Origin of the sequence: Sorangium sp. So ce1036, from assembly GCF_051369805.1 — a bacterium.
Classification (GTDB): domain Bacteria; phylum Myxococcota_A; class Polyangia; order Polyangiales; family Polyangiaceae; genus Sorangium; species Sorangium cellulosum_F.
The window spans coordinates 8,515,322-8,534,271 of the sequence record NZ_JBBMOX010000001.1 but is presented as its reverse complement, the minus strand read 5'-3'; the positions used below and the strand labels follow the sequence as shown (position 1 = coordinate 8,534,271).

Here is an 18,950-nt window from a genome sequence, read left to right as displayed (position 1 = left end):
ACATGTTGTCCCGGAGTTCGGGATGAGTCTTTCGCACGGAGAAGGCGCGTGACCCTCCCGATCTCCCCTCACGTCCCCTTCACGACCCGCTGCATCGCCAGCGTCAGCGGGAAGCCCAGCATGGCCAGCGCCGCCGCCGCGCCGGCCGCCGCCGCGCCGCTCCTCGCGATGAGCACCGCGTCGAGGAGCGAGATCCCCGCGATGAGCGTCACCACGGCCCGCGGGATCCGGTCCTTCCTCGTTCCCCGCAGCAGCCGCACCGCGTGCACCACGCACCCCGCGAGCGCCCCGTACGCGATCGTCCCCACGAGGCCCGCGAGCGGCGCCCCGATCGCATAGAGGAACGGCACCGCCATGAAGCCGAACGCGGACAGGCTGCGCACCGACAGCAGGTTCTCCTGCTTCGCGATCGCCGTCAGCCCGATCAGGTAGAACAGCAGCGCCATCCCGCCCCCGAGCACCGCGGCCCCGAGCTGTCCCCCCGCCGAGACCGCGGCGGTCACGTAGACCAGCACCCGGCACAGCCCCATCAGCGCAGGGCTCAGCGGATTGCCCTTGTGCCACGCGTCGTACAGCACGATCGCCCCCGCGAGCAGCGCGCTCGCCAGGGCCGGCGACAGGCCCCGACCGGAGAGGTGGCCGTCGACCCCCACGATCACCACCCCCGCGCCGAGCAGGCCGTAGCCCACCGCGAACACCTCGCCGGCGCTCACCAGCCCGGAGGGGATGGGCCGTTCCGGGCGCTCGCGCGCATCGATGTCGCGGTCGAACGCGTCGTTCAGGAACATCCCGCCCACGTACATCAGCGACACCGCGAGCCCCACGAGCGCCACCGCCGGCGCACGCAGGTCGGAGCCCGACAGGGCCATGCCGCAGAGCACGTTCGTCCAGACCGTCGGAAGGTTCGAGACGCGACCGAGCCGCAGGTACACCCGCGCGCGTGAGACCGTTGTCATGCTCCCTCTCCGTCGCCTGCGCGCCCGCTGTCGCCTGCGCGCGTTCCGCCGCCCGCGCGCCCGCCGTCGCCCGCGCGCATTCCGCCGCCCGCGCGCCCGCCGCCGCCCGCGCGCCCGCCGCCGCCCGCGCGCCCGCCGCCGCCCGCGCGCCCGCCGCCGCCCGCGCTCCCTGATCCCACCATCCGCTCCTCCACCCAGCGGAGCTCCCTGGCCACCGCCTCGACCACGCCCCCCTGCCGCTGGTCCTCCGGAAGGACATCCCAGGTGTAGGTCTCCACCTCGAGGTGCTGCGTCGCAGGCCGCCCTCGCAGGTGCGACAGCAGCGCCGCGAGCTCGGGTTGCGTCGTCGCCAGCGCGCCCTCGAACCCACGGAAGATCGGCATGTGAAAGTGGATGCGCCACTCGAGCGGCCTCGCCCCCGCCGGCGCCGCCCGCGCGCCGTCGAGCGCCGCGAGCGCCTCGGGCAGGTCCAGGTAGCGAACGAGCTCGCCCCCGCCCGCGCGCCGCTCGACCACCTGGTGCAGGTAGACGACGTCCTCCGCATACGCGCGCAGCCTCGCCATCGCCGCCGCGTCGCGCTCCGCCACGTTCGCGCGCAGGCCCGCGCTGATCTGCACCTTGTGCACCCCGATGCCCGCCGCCTCGAGCGCCGCGAGCGACGCGGGCGCGTCCTCGAACTCGACCGCCATGTGGCAGGCGTCGAAGCAGACGCCGAGGTGCGTCCGGAGCGCCTCCTCGGCCGCCGGCACGCTCATCCCGGCCAGCGCGGCGAGCTCCCGGGCGCGTTCCCGCGAGAAGACGTGCTCGGTGAAGAAGTCGATCGTCTCCGGCGTCGTCTCGAGGAAGCAGCACGGCTCGGGCTCCAGCGCCAGCGCGATGCGCTTGCCCGTACGGCGATGGAGCTCGACCAGGTGCGCCGCGTGCCGCACGAGGCGCCGCGCGATCGCCTCCGCGTCGTCCGGCGCGCGCACCCGCGGCCGGAAGGCGCCGGGCACGGTGCTGACGCTGCCCATCAGGCCCTCCTCGGCCGGCAGCAGCGCGGCCAGGAGCGTCGCCAGCCGATCGCTGTAGGCGAGGCGCTCGTCGTCGAGCCAGTCCGGCAGGTACACGCGCTCCTTCACCGGCGCCCCGTGAAACCGGCCGTACGGGAAGCCGTTCAGCGTGAAGACATAGAGCCCGTTCCGCCCCAGAAAATCGCGGAACGCCTCGAGCTCCGCCGGCGCCGCGAGCTCCGCCGCCGCCCTCGCCGAGAGCCGCAGCCCCACGCCGCACGGGCGGCGCTCGCCGGGGCCGCCGCCCCCCGCGCCGCCTCGTCCGTCGCCCGGCGGCGCGCCGCCTCGTCCGCCGTCCGCGCGCGACCAGATCGCGCAGACGTGCGCCTCCAGGCTCCGCTTCACCTCGGACCACGTCTCGCCCGGGTGGATGTTCGTGCAGTACGTGAGGTGCGGCGAGCCCGCGCACGCGAGCCTCACGAGCGCGCTCCCCCCGCCGCTCCGCCCGCCGCGCCGGCCGCCGCGCGCGCGCCCCGCCGCGCCGCGCGCTCGCGCAGCCGCTCGATCGCCGCCACGATGTGCCGCTCGTCCATCTCGTGCACCTCGCGCGAGCGACCCACCCCCTCGAGCAGCGTCACCGTGAGCTCGCCGCCGAGGTGCTCGCGGAAGTCGGTCAGCCCGTCGAGCACGCACAGCCGCCCGCCGCCCGGGTGCGTGAGCGCGAGCGCCTCGTCCCACAGGACGAAGCCTAGCGCCTCGAGCGTCGTCAGGACCGCGGCCGCGGTCGCCTCGCTGCATAGACCGGCGAACGCCGCGTAGAGCGTGTCGATCGCGATCCCGATCGCGACCGCCTCGCCGTGGCGGAGCCGGTGGCTCGTGAGCGACTCCAGCTTGTGCGCCGCCCAGTGCCCGAAGTCGAGCGGCCGCGCGCTCCCGAGCTCGAACGGATCGCCCGCGCTCGCGATGTGCTGGAGGTGGATCTCCGCCGACCGGCGCACGAGCTCCGCGAGCGGCGCGAGCTCCCCCGACGCGAGCGCGGGCGCCTGGCTCGTCAGCCACGAGAACAGCCGGGGATCCCGGATCAGCGCGACCTTCACCGCCTCCGCCATCCCGGCCACCTTGTCGCGCAGCGGCAGCGTCTCCAGGAAGCGCGCGTCGATGATCACCGCGAACGGCGGGGCGAACGTGCCGAGCAGGTTCTTCTTCCCGAACGCGTTGATGCCGTTCTTCACGCCGACGCCGGAGTCGGCCTGGGCGAGCACGGTCGTCGGGATCCGCACGACCCGCACCCCGCGGTGCACCGTCGCGGCCGCGTAGCCGGCCATGTCGAGCACGGCGCCGCCCCCGACGATCACCACGAACGACTGCCGATCCATCCCGAGCGCGTCGAGCCTCGCCTGCAGCGCGGCCGTGGCCGCGCCGTCGTTCTTGGCCGCCTCGCCGCCCGGCACCACGATCGGATCGGCCACGAGCGAGAGCCGCGCCGCGTGGGCGCCCACGTACCGCGCGATGTCCTCCGGGAGCGACGGCCACGCCGCGGCGACCCCGCCGTCGATCACCGGCAGCACCCGGTGCCGCCGGCCGGGCTCCCTCGACGCGACGGCGGACGCGAGGTCGTCGTTGCTCGGCGAGAAGACGCCCTCGGTGAAGTAGACAGGGTACTCGAAGGGGACAGCGATCCGTTGCACGTGAAGCAGCATCGACGCCGAGCTTCGAGAGCGACCATCGAGCCGTCAAGGTGCTTCCTCGCCCGGAACGGGCGTCCTGCGGCAGGGTGAAAACTTCCCCTTGGCGGCGGACGGCCTTCCTGCAATGCTGCCGACGTTGCGCGACCCGCGCTTCCGCGCGCCGGCGCGGTCGAGGACGACCCGCGGTCGCGCCCCCGTGCTGCCTCACTTTCCCCTCTTCGATGCAGACGCCATGGAAGGCACAGCCCGTCCCACCCAACGGTCATTCATGAGAAGAGTGCCCTTGGCAGCAGCGGCAGGCCTCGCCCTGGCCGCGCTCTCTCTGGGGTGCTCGCCCACGTACGTCTACAACCCGGCGAATTACGCGAAGGAGTATGATCCGCGTAAGCACGAGTACGTGATCGGCGTGGGGGACCAGCTCCGGGTCAACGTGTGGCGCATGCCCGACCTGTCGAGCGAGGCGCTGGTCAGGGCCGATGGCGTCATCACGATGCCGCTCATCGGTGACGTCCGCGTGGCGGGCAGCACCCCGACCCAGGTCCGCGAGGAGCTGAAGAGGCGGTTCTCGGAGTTCGTGAAGGACGAGACGGCCGTCATCACGGTCGCGGTGACGTCGATCAACAGCTACCGGTTCGTGGTCAGCGGCAACGTCGCCCGCGCCGGGATCTACACGGCCAGCCACTTCGTCTCGGTGTCCGAGGCGCTCGCCATGGCCGGCGGGCCGAACCAGTTCGCTTCGACGGAGCAGATCCTGCTCATCCGCATGGACTCCCCCGGCAAGTTCCGGCAGATCCCCATCAACTACGACGATATCGCCTCGCGCGCGCGGCCCGAGCAGGACCTCGTGCTCAAGGCCGGCGATACCGTCTTCGTGCCCTGATCTCGTGGCCGGCTCCTCGGCGCTCGCTCGCAAGGCCGTCCTCGGCGCGGCGTGGACGATCGCGACCGGGCTCGGCTCGCGCGTGCTCGGCCTGCTGGGCACCCTCGTCCTCACCCGGTTCATCGCGCCGGACGTGTACGGCGAGGTCTCGGCCGCCGCCGTCGTCGTCATGACGGCGCATTTCATGTCGAGCCTCGGCATCGGCCAGTTCATCGCGTCGAGGCCGAGCCTCGACCGCCAGATGGTCTTCAACGCGACCGTCTACTTCCTCCTGGCCGGGGGCGTCGCCATCGGCGGCGTGTACCTCCTGCGAGAGCCGATCGCGGAGCACCTCGTCGGCGCGCCGGGGATGCTCGAGTTCATGCCCGGGCTCGTCGTGGCGATGCTCATCGACCGGCTCTGGTACATCCCCGACCGCCTGCTCATCCGCGACCTGCGCTTCCGCAGCGTGAGCCTGCGCAACGCGGCCGGCGAGCTCACCTACACCGTGTCGTCGGTCGCCCTCGCGGTGCTCGGCTGGGGCGGCAACGCCATCGTCGTCGCGACGCTCCTGCGCGCCGTCGTCCGCGTGGCCACCACCCTCCCGGCGGTGAAGCTCTCCGAGTGGCTCACGCCGAGCCCGCTGTCGCGCGAGAAGGCGCGCGAGCTGCTCTCCTTCGGCATCCCGCTCAACTTCGGATCGCTGGCGAACTTCGGCGCCTCGAAGTGGGACAACCTCGTCATGATCCGCCTCTTCGGCGAGCACGTCGGCGGGCTCTACAACCTCGCGTGGAACCTCGCCGACATCCCGGCCTCCCAGGTCGGCGAGCGCATCGGCGACGTGCTCGTCCCGTCGTTCTCGAAGCTCGAGCCGGAGCAGCGCAAGACGGCGCTCGTCCGCGCGCTCACGCTGCTCTCGCTCCTCGTCTTCCCGCTCGCGGTCGGCCTCGGCGCGGTCGCCCCGACCATCCTGAACGACACGTTCTTCAACGAAGCCTGGGAGTCGGCCGGCCCGCTCCTGGCCGTGCTGTCGGCGCTCGGCGTCACCCGCCCGATCGGCTGGGTCCTGTCCTCGTACATGCAGGTCTACGGCCGGACGCGGACGATCATGGTCCTCGAGTGGCTCAAGGTCGCCGCGATCGTCGGCGGCATCGCGCTGCTCGGATCCATCGGGGGCGTGCTCTGGGCGTGCGCGGGCGTCGGCGTTGCGTTCGGGGTGCACGCCCTGGCGAGCCTCTGGGTCGTCAAGCGCGCCGACGGCGTCCCCTACACGCGGCTCCTGCGGCCGCTGATCCGTCCGCTCATCGCGTGCCTGCCCATGGTCGCGGCCGTGCTTGCCGTCCGCTACGGCATGGCGCGGCTCGGCGAGCTGCCCCGCGGCGTCCGACTCGGCTCCGAGGTGGTCGTGGGCGCGCTCTCCTTCATCGTGTCCGCGCTCGCGATCGCGCCGCACGCGTCGCGCGATTTTCTGGCGCTCGCCCGCGAGGCGATGCGCCGCCGACAGTAGGGCATTCCCCGATACCGCAGGCGGCGCCCTTTTCCGAAGATCTCTCCCGTCGACAGGGAGAGGGCGACTTCGACGCCCGAGCGAAATCTGAGGGCCTGTGGTAGCGTCGAACCCCTCTCTTCGAACCTGGGTCGGGGGCCGCAGGGCGGCTCCCATCACTGGAGATAAAAGGAAATGGCAGAGACGTATCCCGCTGCGGTCGAGAGCCTCCTGGCCAAGATCACCACGCGCGAAGCCCGGGTGGGCATCATCGGCATGGGTTATGTCGGCCTGCCGCTGGCGCTCACGTTCATCGAGAAGGGCTTCCGCGTGCTGGGCTTCGACGTCGACCCCGAGAAGGTCACCGCGCTCAGCGCAGGGCAGAGCTACATCAAGCACCTCGACCCCGCGCGGGTCGCGGCGGCGGCCAAGACCGGTCGATTCGAGGCCACGGCGGACTTCTCGCGGCTCGACGAGCCCGACGCCATCCTCATCTGCGTCCCCACCCCGCTGACGGCGCAGCGAGAGCCCGACATGAGCTACGTCATCGGGTCCTCTCACAAGATCAAGGACCGGCTGCGGAAGGGGCAGCTCGTCGTGCTCGAGTCCACCACGTACCCCGGCACGACCGATGAGCTCGTGAAGGGCATCCTCGAGCAATCCGGCCTGCGCATGGGCGAGGATTTCTACCTGGCCTTCTCGCCCGAGCGGGAGGACCCGGGCAACCGCGATCACAGCACCGCGACGATCCCGAAGGTCGTCGGCGGCGTCGATCGCGCGTCGCTGGCCCTCGCGCAAGCGCTCTACTCGCAGGCGATCGCGCGCACGGTCGCCGTGTCCTCGGCCCGCGCGGCGGAGGCGGCGAAGCTGACCGAGAACATCTTCCGGGCCGTCAACATCGCCCTCGTGAACGAGCTCAAGGTCGTCTACGACACGATGGGGATCGACATCTGGGAGGTGCTCGACGCCGCCTCCACCAAGCCGTTCGGGTTCATGCGGTTCGACCCGGGGCCGGGCTGGGGCGGCCACTGCATCCCGCTCGATCCGTTCTACCTCGCCTGGAAGGCGCGCGAGTTCGGCAGGTCCACGAAGTTCATCGAGATCGCCGGCGAGGTGAACGTCGAGATGCCGCACTACGTCGTCAACAAGCTCCAGCTCGCGCTGAACGAGCGCGGCAAGGCGCTGAAGGGCACGAAGGTCCTGCTCGTCGGCGTCGCCTACAAGAAGGACATCGACGACCCGCGCGAGAGCCCCGCCTTCGAGATCATCGAGCTCCTGCGCCGGCTCGGCGCGGTGCTGAGCTACCACGACCCGCACGTGCCCAAGCTGCCGCGGATGCGCTCGTGGCCGCACCTGCCGGAGCTCTCGTCGCTGCCGCTCAACGAGGATACGCTGAAGAGCCACGACGCGGTCCTGATCGTCACCAACCACTCGGCGGTCGACTATGACGCGGTGCTCAAACACGCCGCCTTCATCGTCGACACCCGCGGCGTCTACCGGTCGGCGCACCCCAAGGTGATCAAGGCCTAGCGGAGAGCGCCCTGCGCGGCGCCCGCCTGCCAGCGGGCGCGCGGGCGGCACGGCGCCAGTCCTGGCCCCGGATCGGGTGCCCGATCGCACGCCAGCGCTGGCGCGCGATCGGGCACCCATCCGCGGCGCCGTCGTCCTCCTCGACGGCGATGACGCGGTGAGCGGCGTGGGTCGCTCGATGGCCGCGCCGCGGGCGGTGCTCCGCGGGCGGCTCGCGGCGCTCCGCCGTCACGGGCGAGGGCGCCCTGACATCAAGGGGATGCTCGCGATTTCGCGAGCATCCCCTTGATGTCAGGGCGCCGGTTCGGTACCCATCGAAGACGGTCCATGTCCACGCCGCCGCCCATGGTCGGGCCAGGTCGAATGATGTCGCCTGCAGATGACAGTCTGGGCCCTGCGCCGTCGAGCTCGGATTGGAAGGGTCATCTGGAGATCCGGCTCGGCGATCTCCCGGCGACGCGGCGGCCGCTCACGGAGTCCCACATCGTCATCGGCCGGGCGCCGGGCGTGCAGCTCACGCTCGACCATTACACGGTCTCCCGGCGCCACGCGGAGCTCTTCTGCGACCCCTTCGGCCGGTGGTGGATCCGCGATCTCGGCAGCACCAACGGCACCCTCGTCAACGACGAGCGCATCAACGAGAAGGTGCTGAAGCCGGGCGATCGCATCGGGATCGGCGACTACCTCATCGAGTTCCAGCTCACGGCGCGGACCCCCCGCGTGCCGATCGACCCGGGCGGCCTCCACTTCGAGGAGGACAAGCCGACCGCGATCCGCAAGCTCGGCGAGCTCGATCCGCCGCGCATCGCGGCGAAGCACCTCTTCACCCTGATGGACCTGTCGCGGCGGCTCCTCAGCATCGAGGACGCCACCGACCGGTTCGACGCGCTCTGCCAGCTGATGGTCCGCGAGGACTTCCACGGCAGCATGGCGCTCGCGCTGCGGCTCCGGCAGAACGGCGCGCTGACGATCCTGTCCGGGCCACACCGCCCGTTCCAGTCGCTCCGGCGTGAGGACTCGGTCGCTCCCCCGTACATCTCGCGCCGCGTGCTCGCGGCCGTGCAGGACACGCGCGAGCCGGTCCTCGCCGGCAACCTCGTGAGCGACAGCGCCACGGTCGAGCTCACGATGTCGCGCGACGTCATGGCGCTCTGGGTCGTCGCGTGCCCGCTGCGCGTCGACGAGCAGATGATGAACCTGCTCTACGTGACACTGCCGCCCGACTTCGGCAGCGTCGAGTGGCTCGGGCTCATCGCGCTCGCGGCCGAGGTCTACCAGCAGGCCGAGTCGGCCTGGGAGGCGCGGCGCCACGCGCAGGCGCACGCGGCGATCGAGCGCGAGCTCGAGATGGCCCACCAGATCCAGCGCGCCCTCGTCCCGAAGCGGCTGGACTTCAGGTCGCTGGACGTGGCGCTCGGCTTCGAGCCGTGCCGGTGGGTCGGGGGCGACTACGTGGATATCGTCCCGATGCCGGACGGCCGCATCCTGCTCGCGGTGGCGGACGTCTGCGGCAAGGGGCTCCAGGCCGCGCTCGTCGGGTCCAGCGTGCACACGATGGTCCGGGCGACGGTCGACGCCGGCCGGGGGATCACGGGCATGATGGATCGACTGAACGCCTACCTCTGCGAGTACCTGCCCGAGCACTCGTTCGTGACGATGGTGGCGGTCGCCCTCGATCCGGTGACGGGCCGCATGGAGTGCGTCAACGCGGGGCACCCGCCCGCGCTGGTGGCGACGTCCGAGGGCGGCCTGCGGCACCTCCAGGCGGCCGTGAACCCGGCGCTCGGGGTCGGCCCGGTGCCCATGGAGGCGCACCAGAGCGTGCTCGCGCCGGGCGAGGTGCTCACGATGTACACCGACGGGCTCACCGAGCTGCGCAACTCGTCCAAGCAGATGCTCGGCCTGCACGCGCTCGGCACCGGCTTCGCCAAGCTCTGCTCCGCCTGCGCCGGCCGCCCTGTCGCGGCCATCGCCGACAAGCTCACGCACATGCTCGAGGAGTTCCGGGGCGACCAGCTCCCCGAGGACGACAGGGCGTTCCTCCTCGCGCGCCGCATCTGACCCGCGCCGCAGGCGCGGTGCGAGGCGGCCGCCTCCACCGGCCGCCTGGCGCTACCGCGCGCCGTGGCCGGACGACGGGGGCGCCGAGCCCTCCGCCGGCTCGGGGGCCGGCGTCGGCCGCCGGCGGCGCGCGCCCTCGGGGCCTGCCGAGCCGAACGGCTGGGTCATCGAGATGCGCGAGCCCGGCTCCATCCTCCGGGGGAACGCCCCCGACACCGTCACGAGGACCGCGTTCCGGAAGAGGAGCGTCGCGTCGCCGCCCTCCGTCCTCGCCTCGGCGCGCTGGCTCGTGTGCTGGTAGCGGAGCGCGAGCGCGAAGTCCGGGATGACGAGGACGGGGCTCCAGAGCAGCGCCACGTCGGTGAGCACCGCGCGCGTGGTCGGCCCCGTGGTGAGCTCTCCCTCGGTGCTCCGCTCGACCGGCTGGGCGATCTGCGCGCCGGCCGAGCCCTCGACCGACAGGTGCCACGCGGGGCGGAGCGGGGCGGCGGCGCGGAGCGTCAGCTGATGCGAGAGCTGGATCTGCTGCAGGAAGACGTTGGGCGCCGCCGAGTAGGAGTACGCGAACTCGGCCTCGCCCCGATCGTGCGCGTAGCGCAGCGCCGCGAGCGCGGCCGGCCGCGCGAGCGCGTCGGCGCCGCCGCGCAGGTCCGCCGCGAGGGTCCCGCCGACGTCGAGCTGGCTCGAGAGGCGATGCCCGAAGTCGTGCTGCCAGCTGGCCACCAGCGTGCTCAGGAGCTGCTCGCGCGAGGTGTACGTGTCCGGGGTGTCGGGGTCCGTGTCGCTGACGGGGACGTTGCCGAAGTGGGTGTAGCCGACCGAGAGCGCGAGGGACGCGATGTCGTCGGGGAAGAGCCGCTGCAGGCTCAGCGTGTTCGCCGCGCTGAGCGTGCGCTGCGGGCGGTCCTGGAGCGGGTTGTAGACGCCGAAGGTGGCCGCCTGTCCGAGCGACCAGATCGGCGAGAGCTGCACCGAGAACCCCTCGTTGAGCGACCCCTGCACGAAATTCGTCGTCCCGCCGGCGATGTTCTGGGGCGTCCCCGCGGCCGGGGCCTGCTCGAGCTGGAAGGTGTTGAGCTGGCCTTGCGAGCCGCTCGCGCCGAGCGTCAGCGACGTCCTCGGCGACGTGACGAAGCGGCCCGAATAGACGGCCGTGTTCGAGTACGAGCTCGCCTCCGGGTGCAGGAAGAAGAAGCTCGCCGCGAACGTGTACGACAGCGTGTGCGCGGTCCGCGGCGTGGCGTAGGTGAAGACGAGGCCCGGGCTCGCGGTCCCGAAGCCGTCGGCCTCCGGTCCCGGGCCCGCCGGCGGCTCCGCCGCTCCGCTCACGTTGTCGGTGACGCCGACCGTGCCGGCGAAGACGCCCTGGAGGAACGCGTCCTGCGCTCGCGCGCGGCCCTGCGTGAGGATCGCGCAGCCGAAGGCCGCGACCGCAATACCTCGTCCGGAGCGCATGAGGGCCGCAAGGTAACAATGGAGCCGGCGCTCGGCTACGCCTCCCCGACCTCCCGGCCCGGAAGGCGCCGGCCGGGGAGCCGGCGCCTCAGAGCTCGACGAGGACGACGCCGAGGACCGGCGCTGGCCGGAGCTGCTCGATGGCCTGGCGGAGCGCCTTGCGGGTCGACTTCTTGACGACCGACGTCAGGATCACGCCGTCGACCGAGTCCCCGATCACGTTCATGTCCATGGCGCCCAGCACGGGCGGCGTGTCGATGATGATGTAGGAATAGCCCGCGCGCTTGAGGCTCTCGAGCCCGGCCGAGAACGCCACCGCGTCGAGCATGGGCGGCCGCTCGGTGCGCGGATCGACGGCCAGGATGTGAATGGGCGCCTGGAGGGAGAGCCTCGGGTCGAGCGGTCTGCTGCCCGAGGGGGCGCTCCGGTCCGAGGACTCGCCGCTGTCGTCGCTGGACGTCGCCGTGGGCGCCGGCGCCGCCTGCTCGACGACGACCCAGGGCGCGAGCCGATCGTCGCGGTGGCGCTGGAGCTGCTCCGTGAAGCAGCTCGGGGGCTCGAACCGCAGCGCCTTCGCGATGCCGGGCGCGCGGATGTTCGCCTCCACGAGGAGGATCTTCCCGCGGATGGTCTCCCGGAGCGCGAGCGCGAGGTTGATGGCGCACGACGTCTTGCCCTCGCCCGGCAGCGCGCTGGTCACGGCGATCGTGACCGCGGAGCCCGGCGGCAGCTTGCGCCGGAGCGTGCGGTAGGCGTCGGCCTGCGGCGAGTACGGCGCGTGGACCATCACGATGCTCGGGTCCACGGAGTCCGGCATCGGCAGCGGGCGCACCGTGATCGCGCCCGGGTAGCCCGGGGAACCGGACTCCGGGAGCAGCCCGAGGCTGTCCGGGCCCCCGGAGAGCGAGCGCGCCTGCTCGATGTGAAGCGACGGCGGCGACTCGAACACGTCCTCTGCCGGCCGCTGCCGCGCGTCGGAAGGGGCGTAGTGCGGGGGCGGCACCACGCGGTCGAAGACGAGCGAGGGCGGCGAGGCGAAGCTGCTGGTCTGCGAGCGCTCGAGCGGCGGCCTCTCCGCGGGGGGCGGGGGCGCCGGCGCCTCGCGCACGGTCACCTCGCGCCCGGCCGGCGGGACCACGCGGTCGAAGACGAGCGAGGGAGGCGAGGGGAACGCGCCGCCGAGGCCGCGATCGAGCTGCGGCGAGCCCACGGGCTGCGCCGGCGCGTCGCGGACCCCCACGTCGCGCGCCGGGGGTGCGATGACCCGCTCGATGGTCACCGGCAGCGCCGGCGAGCTCGGCGCCCTCGCACCGCCGGGCGCGAGCACGGGGCTGCTCAGCGTGGCGCTCAGATCGACGACGCGCGGGAGCGCCGAGCCCACGCCGGCTCGCCCCGGCCCGGGAGACAGCGCCGCCGCCGTGACCACGCCGCGCCCCGCCCCGGGATGCGCCTGCTCCGCGGGCGCCCCCGCCAGGAACAGCGCCGCCCCGGGCGACGGGGCCCTGGCGGGCGGCATGCCGCCGGTGTGAGCGCCCGGCATCGCGCCGGGACCGAGGCGCAGGCCCGCGGGCTGCGCGGGCCCCGGCGGCAGGAGGTCCTGCCGGAGGGGCGGCGCGTCGAACGACCCGCTCGAGGTGCTCGGGTCCTCCTGGCCGGGGCTCGATCGCTCCGCGGAGACCACGTCCTCGGCGTCGTTCGCGAGGCGCAGGACGCGGGCGATCATCTCCTCGCGCACGTCCGGATCCGGCGCGATCGAGCGCCAGTTCCCGACCACGTTGCGGAGCCTCCGCGCCTCGATGACGAGGGCGCGGACCCGCGCGGTCTGCTCGGCGCGACTCAGGAAATCGCAGACCTGATCGAGCGCCCGCTCCAGGGATGCGACCGGCGGGGGCTTTCCCGGCTCAGCACCGCCCGCTTCAGCCACGGCGCCTCCGGGACCCGCGCGCGGCGGCCGGCACGACGACGAGCACCGGAGCGAGCGCCATTCGATCGATGTCTTCCATGTCGTACACCCGGTCATCGAGCACGATGCCACGCGCCGCCGCGGCCGCGATGCCGGCCGCGATGGACATGACCAGCCCGCCGAGGGCCAGGATCATGCGCGACGGGCCCGAGGGCGCGCTCGGCCTGAACGCCGGATCGAGCACCTCGATCTGCGCCGAGTAGCCGCCCTGCTCCGAGCTCGCGGCCATCTCCGCGCGGAACGACTTGCCCTCGAGGTCGGCGAGCCGCTGCTGCGCCCGCGCCTTCTCGCGGCTGAGCCGGGACCACTCGGTCTCGATGTTGATGATCTGCTTCGCCGTCTCGCTCGCGTCGGCCTGGTTCCCGCGCTTCGCGCTCTTGCGCGCCGCGATCTCGCGCTCGATCTTCTGGAGCTGGGCCCTGATCTTCGCCTTCTCGGCCTCATCGGTCGCCGCGACGTCCACGACCGGCGCCGGCGGCAGGATGAGCGCGTCCTCGGCGCGCCTCAGCGCCGCCTCCGCGTTGCTCACGCGGAGCATCGCGGCCCGGACGTCCGGGTGCTGCTCGGTGAAGCGGGACTGCTTGCTCATGAGGTCCCGCCGCGCGGCCGCGAGCTCCTGCTCGGCCTGCTCTTTCTGCCGCACGAGCGCAGGGGGAGGCGTCGGCGGGGCGGCCGCCGCCGGCTCCGGCTTGCCGGTCAGCCTGGCCCGCAGGCGGGGCGCCTGCCGCTCGAGGGCCTCCAGCGTCGGGTCGCTGCCGGTCGCCGCCGCGCGCGACGCGCGGACGGCGGCGCCGGCCTGCGCGCCGCCGGGCGAGGCCGTCTCCGCGGCGAACTCGGGGTGCTCGGCGAGGAACGCCGCGAGCTCGGTCTCGGCCTTCTCGACGTCCTGCTCGGCGCGCTTCAGCTCGGCATCGAGGAACTCCGTCGTGATCTTCGCCTGCGTCCTGCGCACGCGCGTCGTCTCCTCGACGAGGATGTCCGCGAGCCTCTGCGTCACCTCCTGCGCCTGCTCGCGCGTCTGCCCCTCGGCCGAGATCGCGAAGGTGTCGGGCGAGCGGGTCTTGAAGATGACCTTGCTGCGGAGCCGATCGACCGCGTCGACCATGCCGCGCTTCTCGCGGACCTCGGGGAAGAGGTCGAACTCGGTCACGACCTTCTCGAGGTTCGAGCGCGCGAGCAGCGTCTCCTTCAGCCGCGCCGCCAGGGTGCGGAGCGGGTCGGGCCCGTCGGGCCCGAGGTACGTCGACTTCACGCCCTCCCGGTAGAAGATCACGGTCTCGGAGCGGTAGACCGGCTTCCTCGACTTCACGACGACCGCCGTGAACGCCACCCCCGCGATCGCCACGAGCACCGCCACGTACCAGTGCGCCAGCGTGCGATTGATCATCGAGGTGACGCTGGGCGGCTGCGGCCCCGCAGCCCGCGCCGCGACGTCGACGGGCAATGCCCCGAGCGCCTCCTGGGGCGGGGTAGGCCCGGAGGTCTGCTGGTTGATCTTCTTGTCCATGTTCCCCGCTCCTCGAAGGTTGCCTTGCTCCGCCCGACCCGGAGAACGCACACCCCAGTCCGGCAGACTGGCTGCCTATGGTAGACGTGCGACGCCCGAGCGCCAGCTTGTTGCACCCGGTCCGCGATCAGCGGGCGCAGCGTGCGCGCGGGGCGGAGCGGCGCGGCGCGCGCGACCGCTCCGCCGCTCCCGCGCGGCGGCTGGTGGGCATCGCCACCGCCGCCGCCCGGCCGCGGGCGAGCGGGCTGCGCCGCGGCGTCACGTGGGGAACACCCGATCGAGCCGCAGCAGGCGGAAGATGGCGCGCGGCTGATCCCGCAGCCCGACGATCCGTACCTGGCCGCCGTTGGCGCGCACCCGCTTGAACAGCGAGACGATGACGCCGACGCCAGAGCTGTCGATCAACCGGAGGGACGAGAGCTCGAGCGTGATGTTCTGCCGGTTCTCGGCCACCAGCTCGTCCACCAGCGTCCTGAACTCCGGAGCGGTCACTGCGTCGAGGGTCCCCTCGAACTGCACGATCGTTTCACTGCCGTTATCGGTCCGCGTATAGCTCATTGGATCTTGATTCCCCCAGCGGCGCGGGCTGCGCCCACGCGGGAGACGCTCCGCATTCGAAAACTGCTCGCCCGATGCCCCTTCGCCTCGGTGAAATCGGCGTCGGTATGCCCTTGTTCGCTGTCGCCTTCGCTCCCGTCGCCCGCGGAGCACGAGCTCCCCTCCCTGCGCTTCACCAGGCGGAGGACATTGGGGCTGCCGGGCCGGTAATCGACCTCGTCCATGAACGACTTGATGATGAAGAGCCCCATCCCGGACTCGGGGAGGTCGTCGATGGGGGGGCTCTCGATGCTCGCGGGATCGAAGCTGCACCCCGTATCCATCAGGCGGATGATGATGCCGTCCGCGTCGGACTCGATCTCGATGTCCACGTCGCCCGGCGGCCCGGCGCGGTAGCCGTGAATCGCGATGTTGTTGAACGCCTCACCGAACGCCGAGACGGTCTGGGCCTCGAACTCCTCCTCGGTCGGGCCAGGCGACCCGCCATCGACCCTCCGTGGCGCGGCCATCTTGCAAGCGGCCGCCACCACGCGGAGGGCGAGGTGGCGATAGGTCAATGAACCTGGTACACGGAGTCGGATCACGCCCAAACCTCCATCCGAGCTTGTACCCTACCACGTTCTCGACTATGGGAGCCACAAGGTAAACAGTGACACCTGGCGTTCGTGTAGCCAAACGTGCGATCGACATCGCGGGCTCGCTCGTGGGGCTCACGCTGACCCTCCCGCTCTACCCCATCATCGGCGCGGCCATCTACCTCGAATCGCCCGGGCCGATCTTCTATATGCAGCGCCGCGCCGGGATGCTCATCGGCACGGAGGTGCGGGACGGCGTGAGCTATCCGCGGTTCGTCGAGTTTCACATGCGCAAGTTCCGTTCCATGCGCGTCGATGCCGAGAAGATGACCGGCCCCGTGCTCGCGCAGCAGGACGATCCGCGCATCACGCGCGTCGGGCGCTTCCTGCGCAAGACGCGCCTGGATGAGATCCCGCAGTTCTGGAGCGTGCTCCTGGGCGACATGAGCCTCGTGGGGCCGCGCCCCGAGCGCCCGGAGCTGCTCGTCAACCTGGCGCTCGCCATTCCCTTCTTCGAGGAGCGGATGCGCGACATCAAGCCCGGCATCACGGGGCTCGCGCAGGTCTCGCTGGGCTATTCCGGCCGCGCCCCGGCGGAGAGCGAGGTCGCCGCGTTCGAGGCGACGTTGACCAACCCGTTCGGCCTCGAGGAGGCGGAGGGGGCCGAGGCCGACGACATGCGGATGAAGCTGCTGTTCGATCTCGCGTACGCCGCGTCGCTCGAGAAGCTCTCGACGTACCTGCAGATGGAGCTCTCCATCCTCCTGAAGACGCCGCTCGTGATGGCCCTCGGCCTCGGGCGCTGAGCGCGCCTCCCGGCCGAAGGCCGCCCTAGTATCCCTTCGACTTCGTGTACACCGCGATCGCGGTCACCAGGCCGACGTTGCCCAGGACGAGCCGGAGCACGTCGCGCCGCTCGAGCCGGACCGAGAAGCTCGGGTCCACGCCCTTGATGGAGCAGTACAGCGACCCCGCGAGGCCGAAGTAGATCCAGAGCACGTAGTGGTAAGTGAACGAGAGGAAGAAGATCCCGACCATCATCCCGCAGAACCCGGCGAGGACGGCCATGGACCAGGCCCGGATCATCGCGAACTGGGCGCCGTGCTCGTAGCGCTTCAGCGCGGTCAGCGAGATCTTGAGCGTGAGGTAGATCATCGCCGTCCACGCGAACATCCCGAGCGGGCCGAGCTCCGCGAGGGCGAGGAGGTACGCGTTGTGCGCGGTGAGCCAGTGGTGCTCCGTGAACTGGCGGAAGCCCGCGCCCATCAGCGGGAACATGCGGTAGATGTTCAGGCCCTCGGACAGGATCTCGGTGCGCTCGTTCGCCGACTCGTCCGCCTCGCCGCCGCCGCGGCCGCCGAGCAGCATCAGCGGCATCGCGACGACCGCGCCGAAGAGCGCGCCGCGGATGCCGTACTTCTTGACGAAGTAGACGCCGAGCACCGTCGCGAAGACGAGCTGGCCGCCGCGTGACTGCGTGAGGATGACGGCGGTCGCGATCACGAGGAGCGACACGAGGACCAGGACCGCGCGCGTGAACGAGCGCTTCTGCTCGAACAGCGCGAAGCTGAACGGCAGCACGATGCTCGCCGTGAGCGCGAGCTCGTTCGGATCCTGGAGCACGCCGCGCCAGCGCACGCGGCCGTTGATCGTCGACGTCTTGAAGAGGCCGACGCGCTCGCAGAGGTACTCGGCCTCGGGGTTGGCCCCCGCCTGCTCGTAGCAGTCGATGCGGCGCTCGCAGGGGCGGCCGTCGGGGATGCCCGCCTCGCCGCGCGTGCCGCCGATGGTCTCGGTCATCGCGAGGCACTGCCACGACGAGAACCCCTGGTGCACGGAGACGCCCGCGACGAACAGGCCCATGATCAGCACCGTGGCGGCGAGCTTCCGGAAGCCGGCGAACCCGTCGGCGCTATGCCCGATCAGGAAGAAGAGCACGAACGTCACGCTGATCGAGACGAACCCCCCGGAGAACGCGGCGGGGTTCCTCACCATGAGCGTGAACACGCACCACAGGTAAACGACGATGGCCCACCGGAGCTGCGGGGTCGCCTTGAGCCGGACCTTGCCCATGGCGAGGTCGAGGCCCATGCCCATGAACGCGAGGCCGAGCCAGAGGTAGAGGAACGGCAGGCTCTCGAAGCGCTCGTCCCACTCCTGAGGCCTGCCGTAGATGAAGATGATGAGAAGGATGACCCCGGGGAGCGCGAGCATGAGGGTCCTCAGCGGAGACGCGGTTCGGGTGGACGGCGACGTTCCGGACGACGGCGGTCCGCGTCAAGCCACTTGCGGGCTCGCGGCCGTCCGGCGCGCACCAGGCCGGCGCCGCTACGGGACGAGGCCCGCGCGGCGGACGGCCCGGTTGATGAACGGCACGAGCTCATCCGCGGCCCTCGCGTTGCCCTCGCTGGAAGGGTGGTTGTCGGTGTTCCCCTGGGAGCCGTGCAGGGAGAAATTGGACTCGCCCCGGTTCGTGAGCACGTCGTAGTAATCGAAGACGACCACGTTCTTCTCCGGATAACCGCTGAGCCAGCCGTCGGGCGATTTGACCCAGTTGTTGAACGAGCGCGCGAGATCGGCCTGGCGCTGCGCGATCTCCTCGTCGGTGGGCTTGCCGAGGATCCGCTTCGCGGTCCACTTCCACGCGGGCTCCGTCGAGCGCTTGAGGACGTTGGCGGGGGCGGTGAGGTAGACGAACAGCGTGTCCTTCCGCTTCGCGAGCTCGGGCAGGAGCGACGTCAGCGCGGCCTTCGCGTTCCAGACCGTGAGCTCGGGGCCGGCCGGATTGCCCGGGGCGGTGCCCTCGCCGCGGAAGCGGTTGTTCGGATAACAGGACTTGAAGACGACGATCCGGTTGACCTCGCCCTCGGGGAGCACCTCGTCGTTCAGGGCGACCCGGAGCAGCTTGTCCATCTTGTCGCGGAACTTGGGCGCCCAGTGGAAGAGATCGGTGTCCTCGCCGATCTCGCTGCCGTAGGAGGCCTCGTGGACGCGGTAGCCCTGCTCCGTGAGCTTCCGCCTGAGCCCGCCGCCGTTCGGGTGCGCCTCGTAGACGCACGAGGCCTTCTCCTTCTCGGGGCCCGGATCCGTGAGGAGCTGGCCGCCGACCGAGTGGTGGATGAACAGGAGATCGAGCGGGGCGCCGGGCGGGGCGCTCGAGAAGCCGGAGAGGTCGAGCGCGCTGGCCTTCGCCGTCGGGCCGGTCGCCGCGGGGGCCTTGCCCTCGATGGGGATGAACAGGGCGCCCAGCGCGACGAGGAACGCGCCGGCAAAGACGAGTCGTTTCTTGCTCATGACCTCTCCGTGAAGGACGCGGGCGG

The 18,950-nt window shown here is 71.8% G+C and carries 14 protein-coding genes and 1 pseudogene; 5 read left to right on the top strand and 10 right to left on the bottom strand.

Annotation, left to right across the window (positions count from 1 at the left end; all coding sequences use genetic code 11):
• Positions 1-68: 68 nt before the first annotated feature.
• The 3 genes and pseudogenes from WMF31_RS32105 to WMF31_RS32095 form a co-directional block, all read right to left on the bottom strand.
• Positions 69-956, bottom strand: a complete 888-nt coding sequence (locus tag WMF31_RS32105; protein ID WP_436605599.1) for a UbiA family prenyltransferase — start codon at positions 954-956, stop codon at positions 69-71.
• Positions 953-2,428 (bottom strand): metabolite traffic protein EboE, encoded by a 1,476-nt coding sequence (gene eboE / locus WMF31_RS32100; protein WP_436605598.1) that lies wholly within the window; start codon positions 2,426-2,428, stop codon positions 953-955. The genes WMF31_RS32105 and eboE overlap by 4 nt, the downstream gene beginning before the upstream one ends.
• A pseudogene (locus WMF31_RS32095) lies at positions 2,425-3,651 on the bottom strand (3-dehydroquinate synthase); the annotation flags it as partial. The pseudogene WMF31_RS32095 and the gene eboE, both read right to left, overlap by 4 nt.
• Positions 3,652-3,913: 262 nt before the next feature.
• On the opposite strand from WMF31_RS32095, the gene WMF31_RS32090 reads away from it, so the two are divergent.
• The 4 genes from WMF31_RS32090 to WMF31_RS32075 all read left to right on the top strand — a co-directional run bounded on the left by WMF31_RS32090 (position 3,914) and on the right by WMF31_RS32075 (position 9,572).
• A complete protein-coding gene (locus tag WMF31_RS32090) occupies positions 3,914-4,516 on the top strand; it encodes a polysaccharide biosynthesis/export family protein (RefSeq protein ID WP_242516450.1) in 603 nt (200 codons plus the stop codon).
• Positions 4,517-4,520: 4 nt separating this feature from the next.
• The gene (locus WMF31_RS32085) at positions 4,521-6,002 is read left to right on the top strand and encodes an oligosaccharide flippase family protein (protein WP_436605597.1); all 1,482 of its coding nucleotides are present in this window, start codon (positions 4,521-4,523) and stop codon (positions 6,000-6,002) included.
• A 174-nt stretch (positions 6,003-6,176) separates the two neighbouring features.
• Positions 6,177-7,511, top strand: coding sequence for a nucleotide sugar dehydrogenase (locus WMF31_RS32080; RefSeq protein ID WP_436605596.1), 1,335 nt, complete (start codon positions 6,177-6,179; stop codon positions 7,509-7,511).
• Positions 7,512-7,874: 363 nt separating this feature from the next.
• Positions 7,875-9,572: a SpoIIE family protein phosphatase gene (locus tag WMF31_RS32075; protein ID WP_436605595.1), complete on the top strand. Its 1,698-nt coding sequence runs from the start codon at positions 7,875-7,877 to the stop codon at positions 9,570-9,572.
• 51 nt (positions 9,573-9,623) lie between these two features.
• Here the strand turns inward: WMF31_RS32075 and WMF31_RS32070 are convergent, their stop codons facing one another.
• The 5 genes from WMF31_RS32070 to WMF31_RS32050 form a co-directional block, all read right to left on the bottom strand.
• Positions 9,624-11,027: a hypothetical protein gene (locus WMF31_RS32070; protein WP_436605594.1), complete on the bottom strand. Its 1,404-nt coding sequence runs from the start codon at positions 11,025-11,027 to the stop codon at positions 9,624-9,626.
• An 88-nt stretch (positions 11,028-11,115) separates the two neighbouring features.
• Complete coding sequence (locus WMF31_RS32065) at positions 11,116-12,951, bottom strand: hypothetical protein (protein ID WP_436605593.1); 1,836 nt, start codon at positions 12,949-12,951, stop codon at positions 11,116-11,118.
• Positions 12,944-14,497, bottom strand: a complete 1,554-nt coding sequence (locus tag WMF31_RS32060; RefSeq protein WP_436605592.1) for a GumC family protein — start codon at positions 14,495-14,497, stop codon at positions 12,944-12,946. Before WMF31_RS32060 ends, WMF31_RS32065 begins: the two co-directional genes overlap by 8 nt.
• 258 nt (positions 14,498-14,755) lie before the next feature.
• On the bottom strand, positions 14,756-15,055 hold the full coding sequence (locus tag WMF31_RS32055) for an STAS domain-containing protein (RefSeq protein WP_436605591.1): 300 nt from the start codon (positions 15,053-15,055) through the stop codon (positions 14,756-14,758).
• Positions 15,052-15,639 (bottom strand): ATP-binding protein, encoded by a 588-nt coding sequence (locus WMF31_RS32050; RefSeq protein WP_436605590.1) that lies wholly within the window; start codon positions 15,637-15,639, stop codon positions 15,052-15,054. Before WMF31_RS32050 ends, WMF31_RS32055 begins: the two co-directional genes overlap by 4 nt.
• A 65-nt stretch (positions 15,640-15,704) precedes the next feature.
• Between WMF31_RS32050 and WMF31_RS32045 the strand changes: the two genes are divergently transcribed.
• The gene (locus WMF31_RS32045) at positions 15,705-16,436 is read left to right on the top strand and encodes a sugar transferase (RefSeq protein WP_436605589.1); all 732 of its coding nucleotides are present in this window, start codon (positions 15,705-15,707) and stop codon (positions 16,434-16,436) included.
• A 25-nt stretch (positions 16,437-16,461) separates the two neighbouring features.
• Here WMF31_RS32045 and WMF31_RS32040 read toward each other — a convergent pair whose 3' ends face one another.
• Both WMF31_RS32040 and WMF31_RS32035 read right to left on the bottom strand, forming a co-directional pair.
• Positions 16,462-17,844 carry an O-antigen ligase family protein gene (locus WMF31_RS32040; RefSeq protein ID WP_436605588.1) on the bottom strand — a complete coding sequence of 461 codons (1,383 nt, stop codon included), beginning with the start codon at positions 17,842-17,844 and terminating at the stop codon, positions 16,462-16,464.
• A 114-nt stretch (positions 17,845-17,958) separates the two neighbouring features.
• Positions 17,959-18,924 (bottom strand): hypothetical protein, encoded by a 966-nt coding sequence (locus WMF31_RS32035; RefSeq protein ID WP_436605587.1) that lies wholly within the window; start codon positions 18,922-18,924, stop codon positions 17,959-17,961.
• Between the last annotated feature and the right edge of the window lie 26 nt (positions 18,925-18,950).

Coding starts and splice junctions, on each gene's coding strand:
- WMF31_RS32105 (WP_436605599.1), bottom strand. CDS start 956: ATGACAACGGTCTCACGCGCGCGGGTGTACCTGCGGCTCGGTCGCGTC.
- WMF31_RS32080 (WP_436605596.1), top strand. CDS start 6,177: ATGGCAGAGACGTATCCCGCTGCGGTCGAGAGCCTCCTGGCCAAGATC.
- WMF31_RS32035 (WP_436605587.1), bottom strand. CDS start 18,924: ATGAGCAAGAAACGACTCGTCTTTGCCGGCGCGTTCCTCGTCGCGCTG.
- WMF31_RS32075 (WP_436605595.1), top strand. CDS start 7,875: ATGATGTCGCCTGCAGATGACAGTCTGGGCCCTGCGCCGTCGAGCTCG.
- WMF31_RS32055 (WP_436605591.1), bottom strand. CDS start 15,055: ATGAGCTATACGCGGACCGATAACGGCAGTGAAACGATCGTGCAGTTC.
- WMF31_RS32060 (WP_436605592.1), bottom strand. CDS start 14,497: ATGGACAAGAAGATCAACCAGCAGACCTCCGGGCCTACCCCGCCCCAG.
- WMF31_RS32070 (WP_436605594.1), bottom strand. CDS start 11,027: ATGCGCTCCGGACGAGGTATTGCGGTCGCGGCCTTCGGCTGCGCGATC.
- WMF31_RS32040 (WP_436605588.1), bottom strand. CDS start 17,844: ATGCTCGCGCTCCCCGGGGTCATCCTTCTCATCATCTTCATCTACGGC.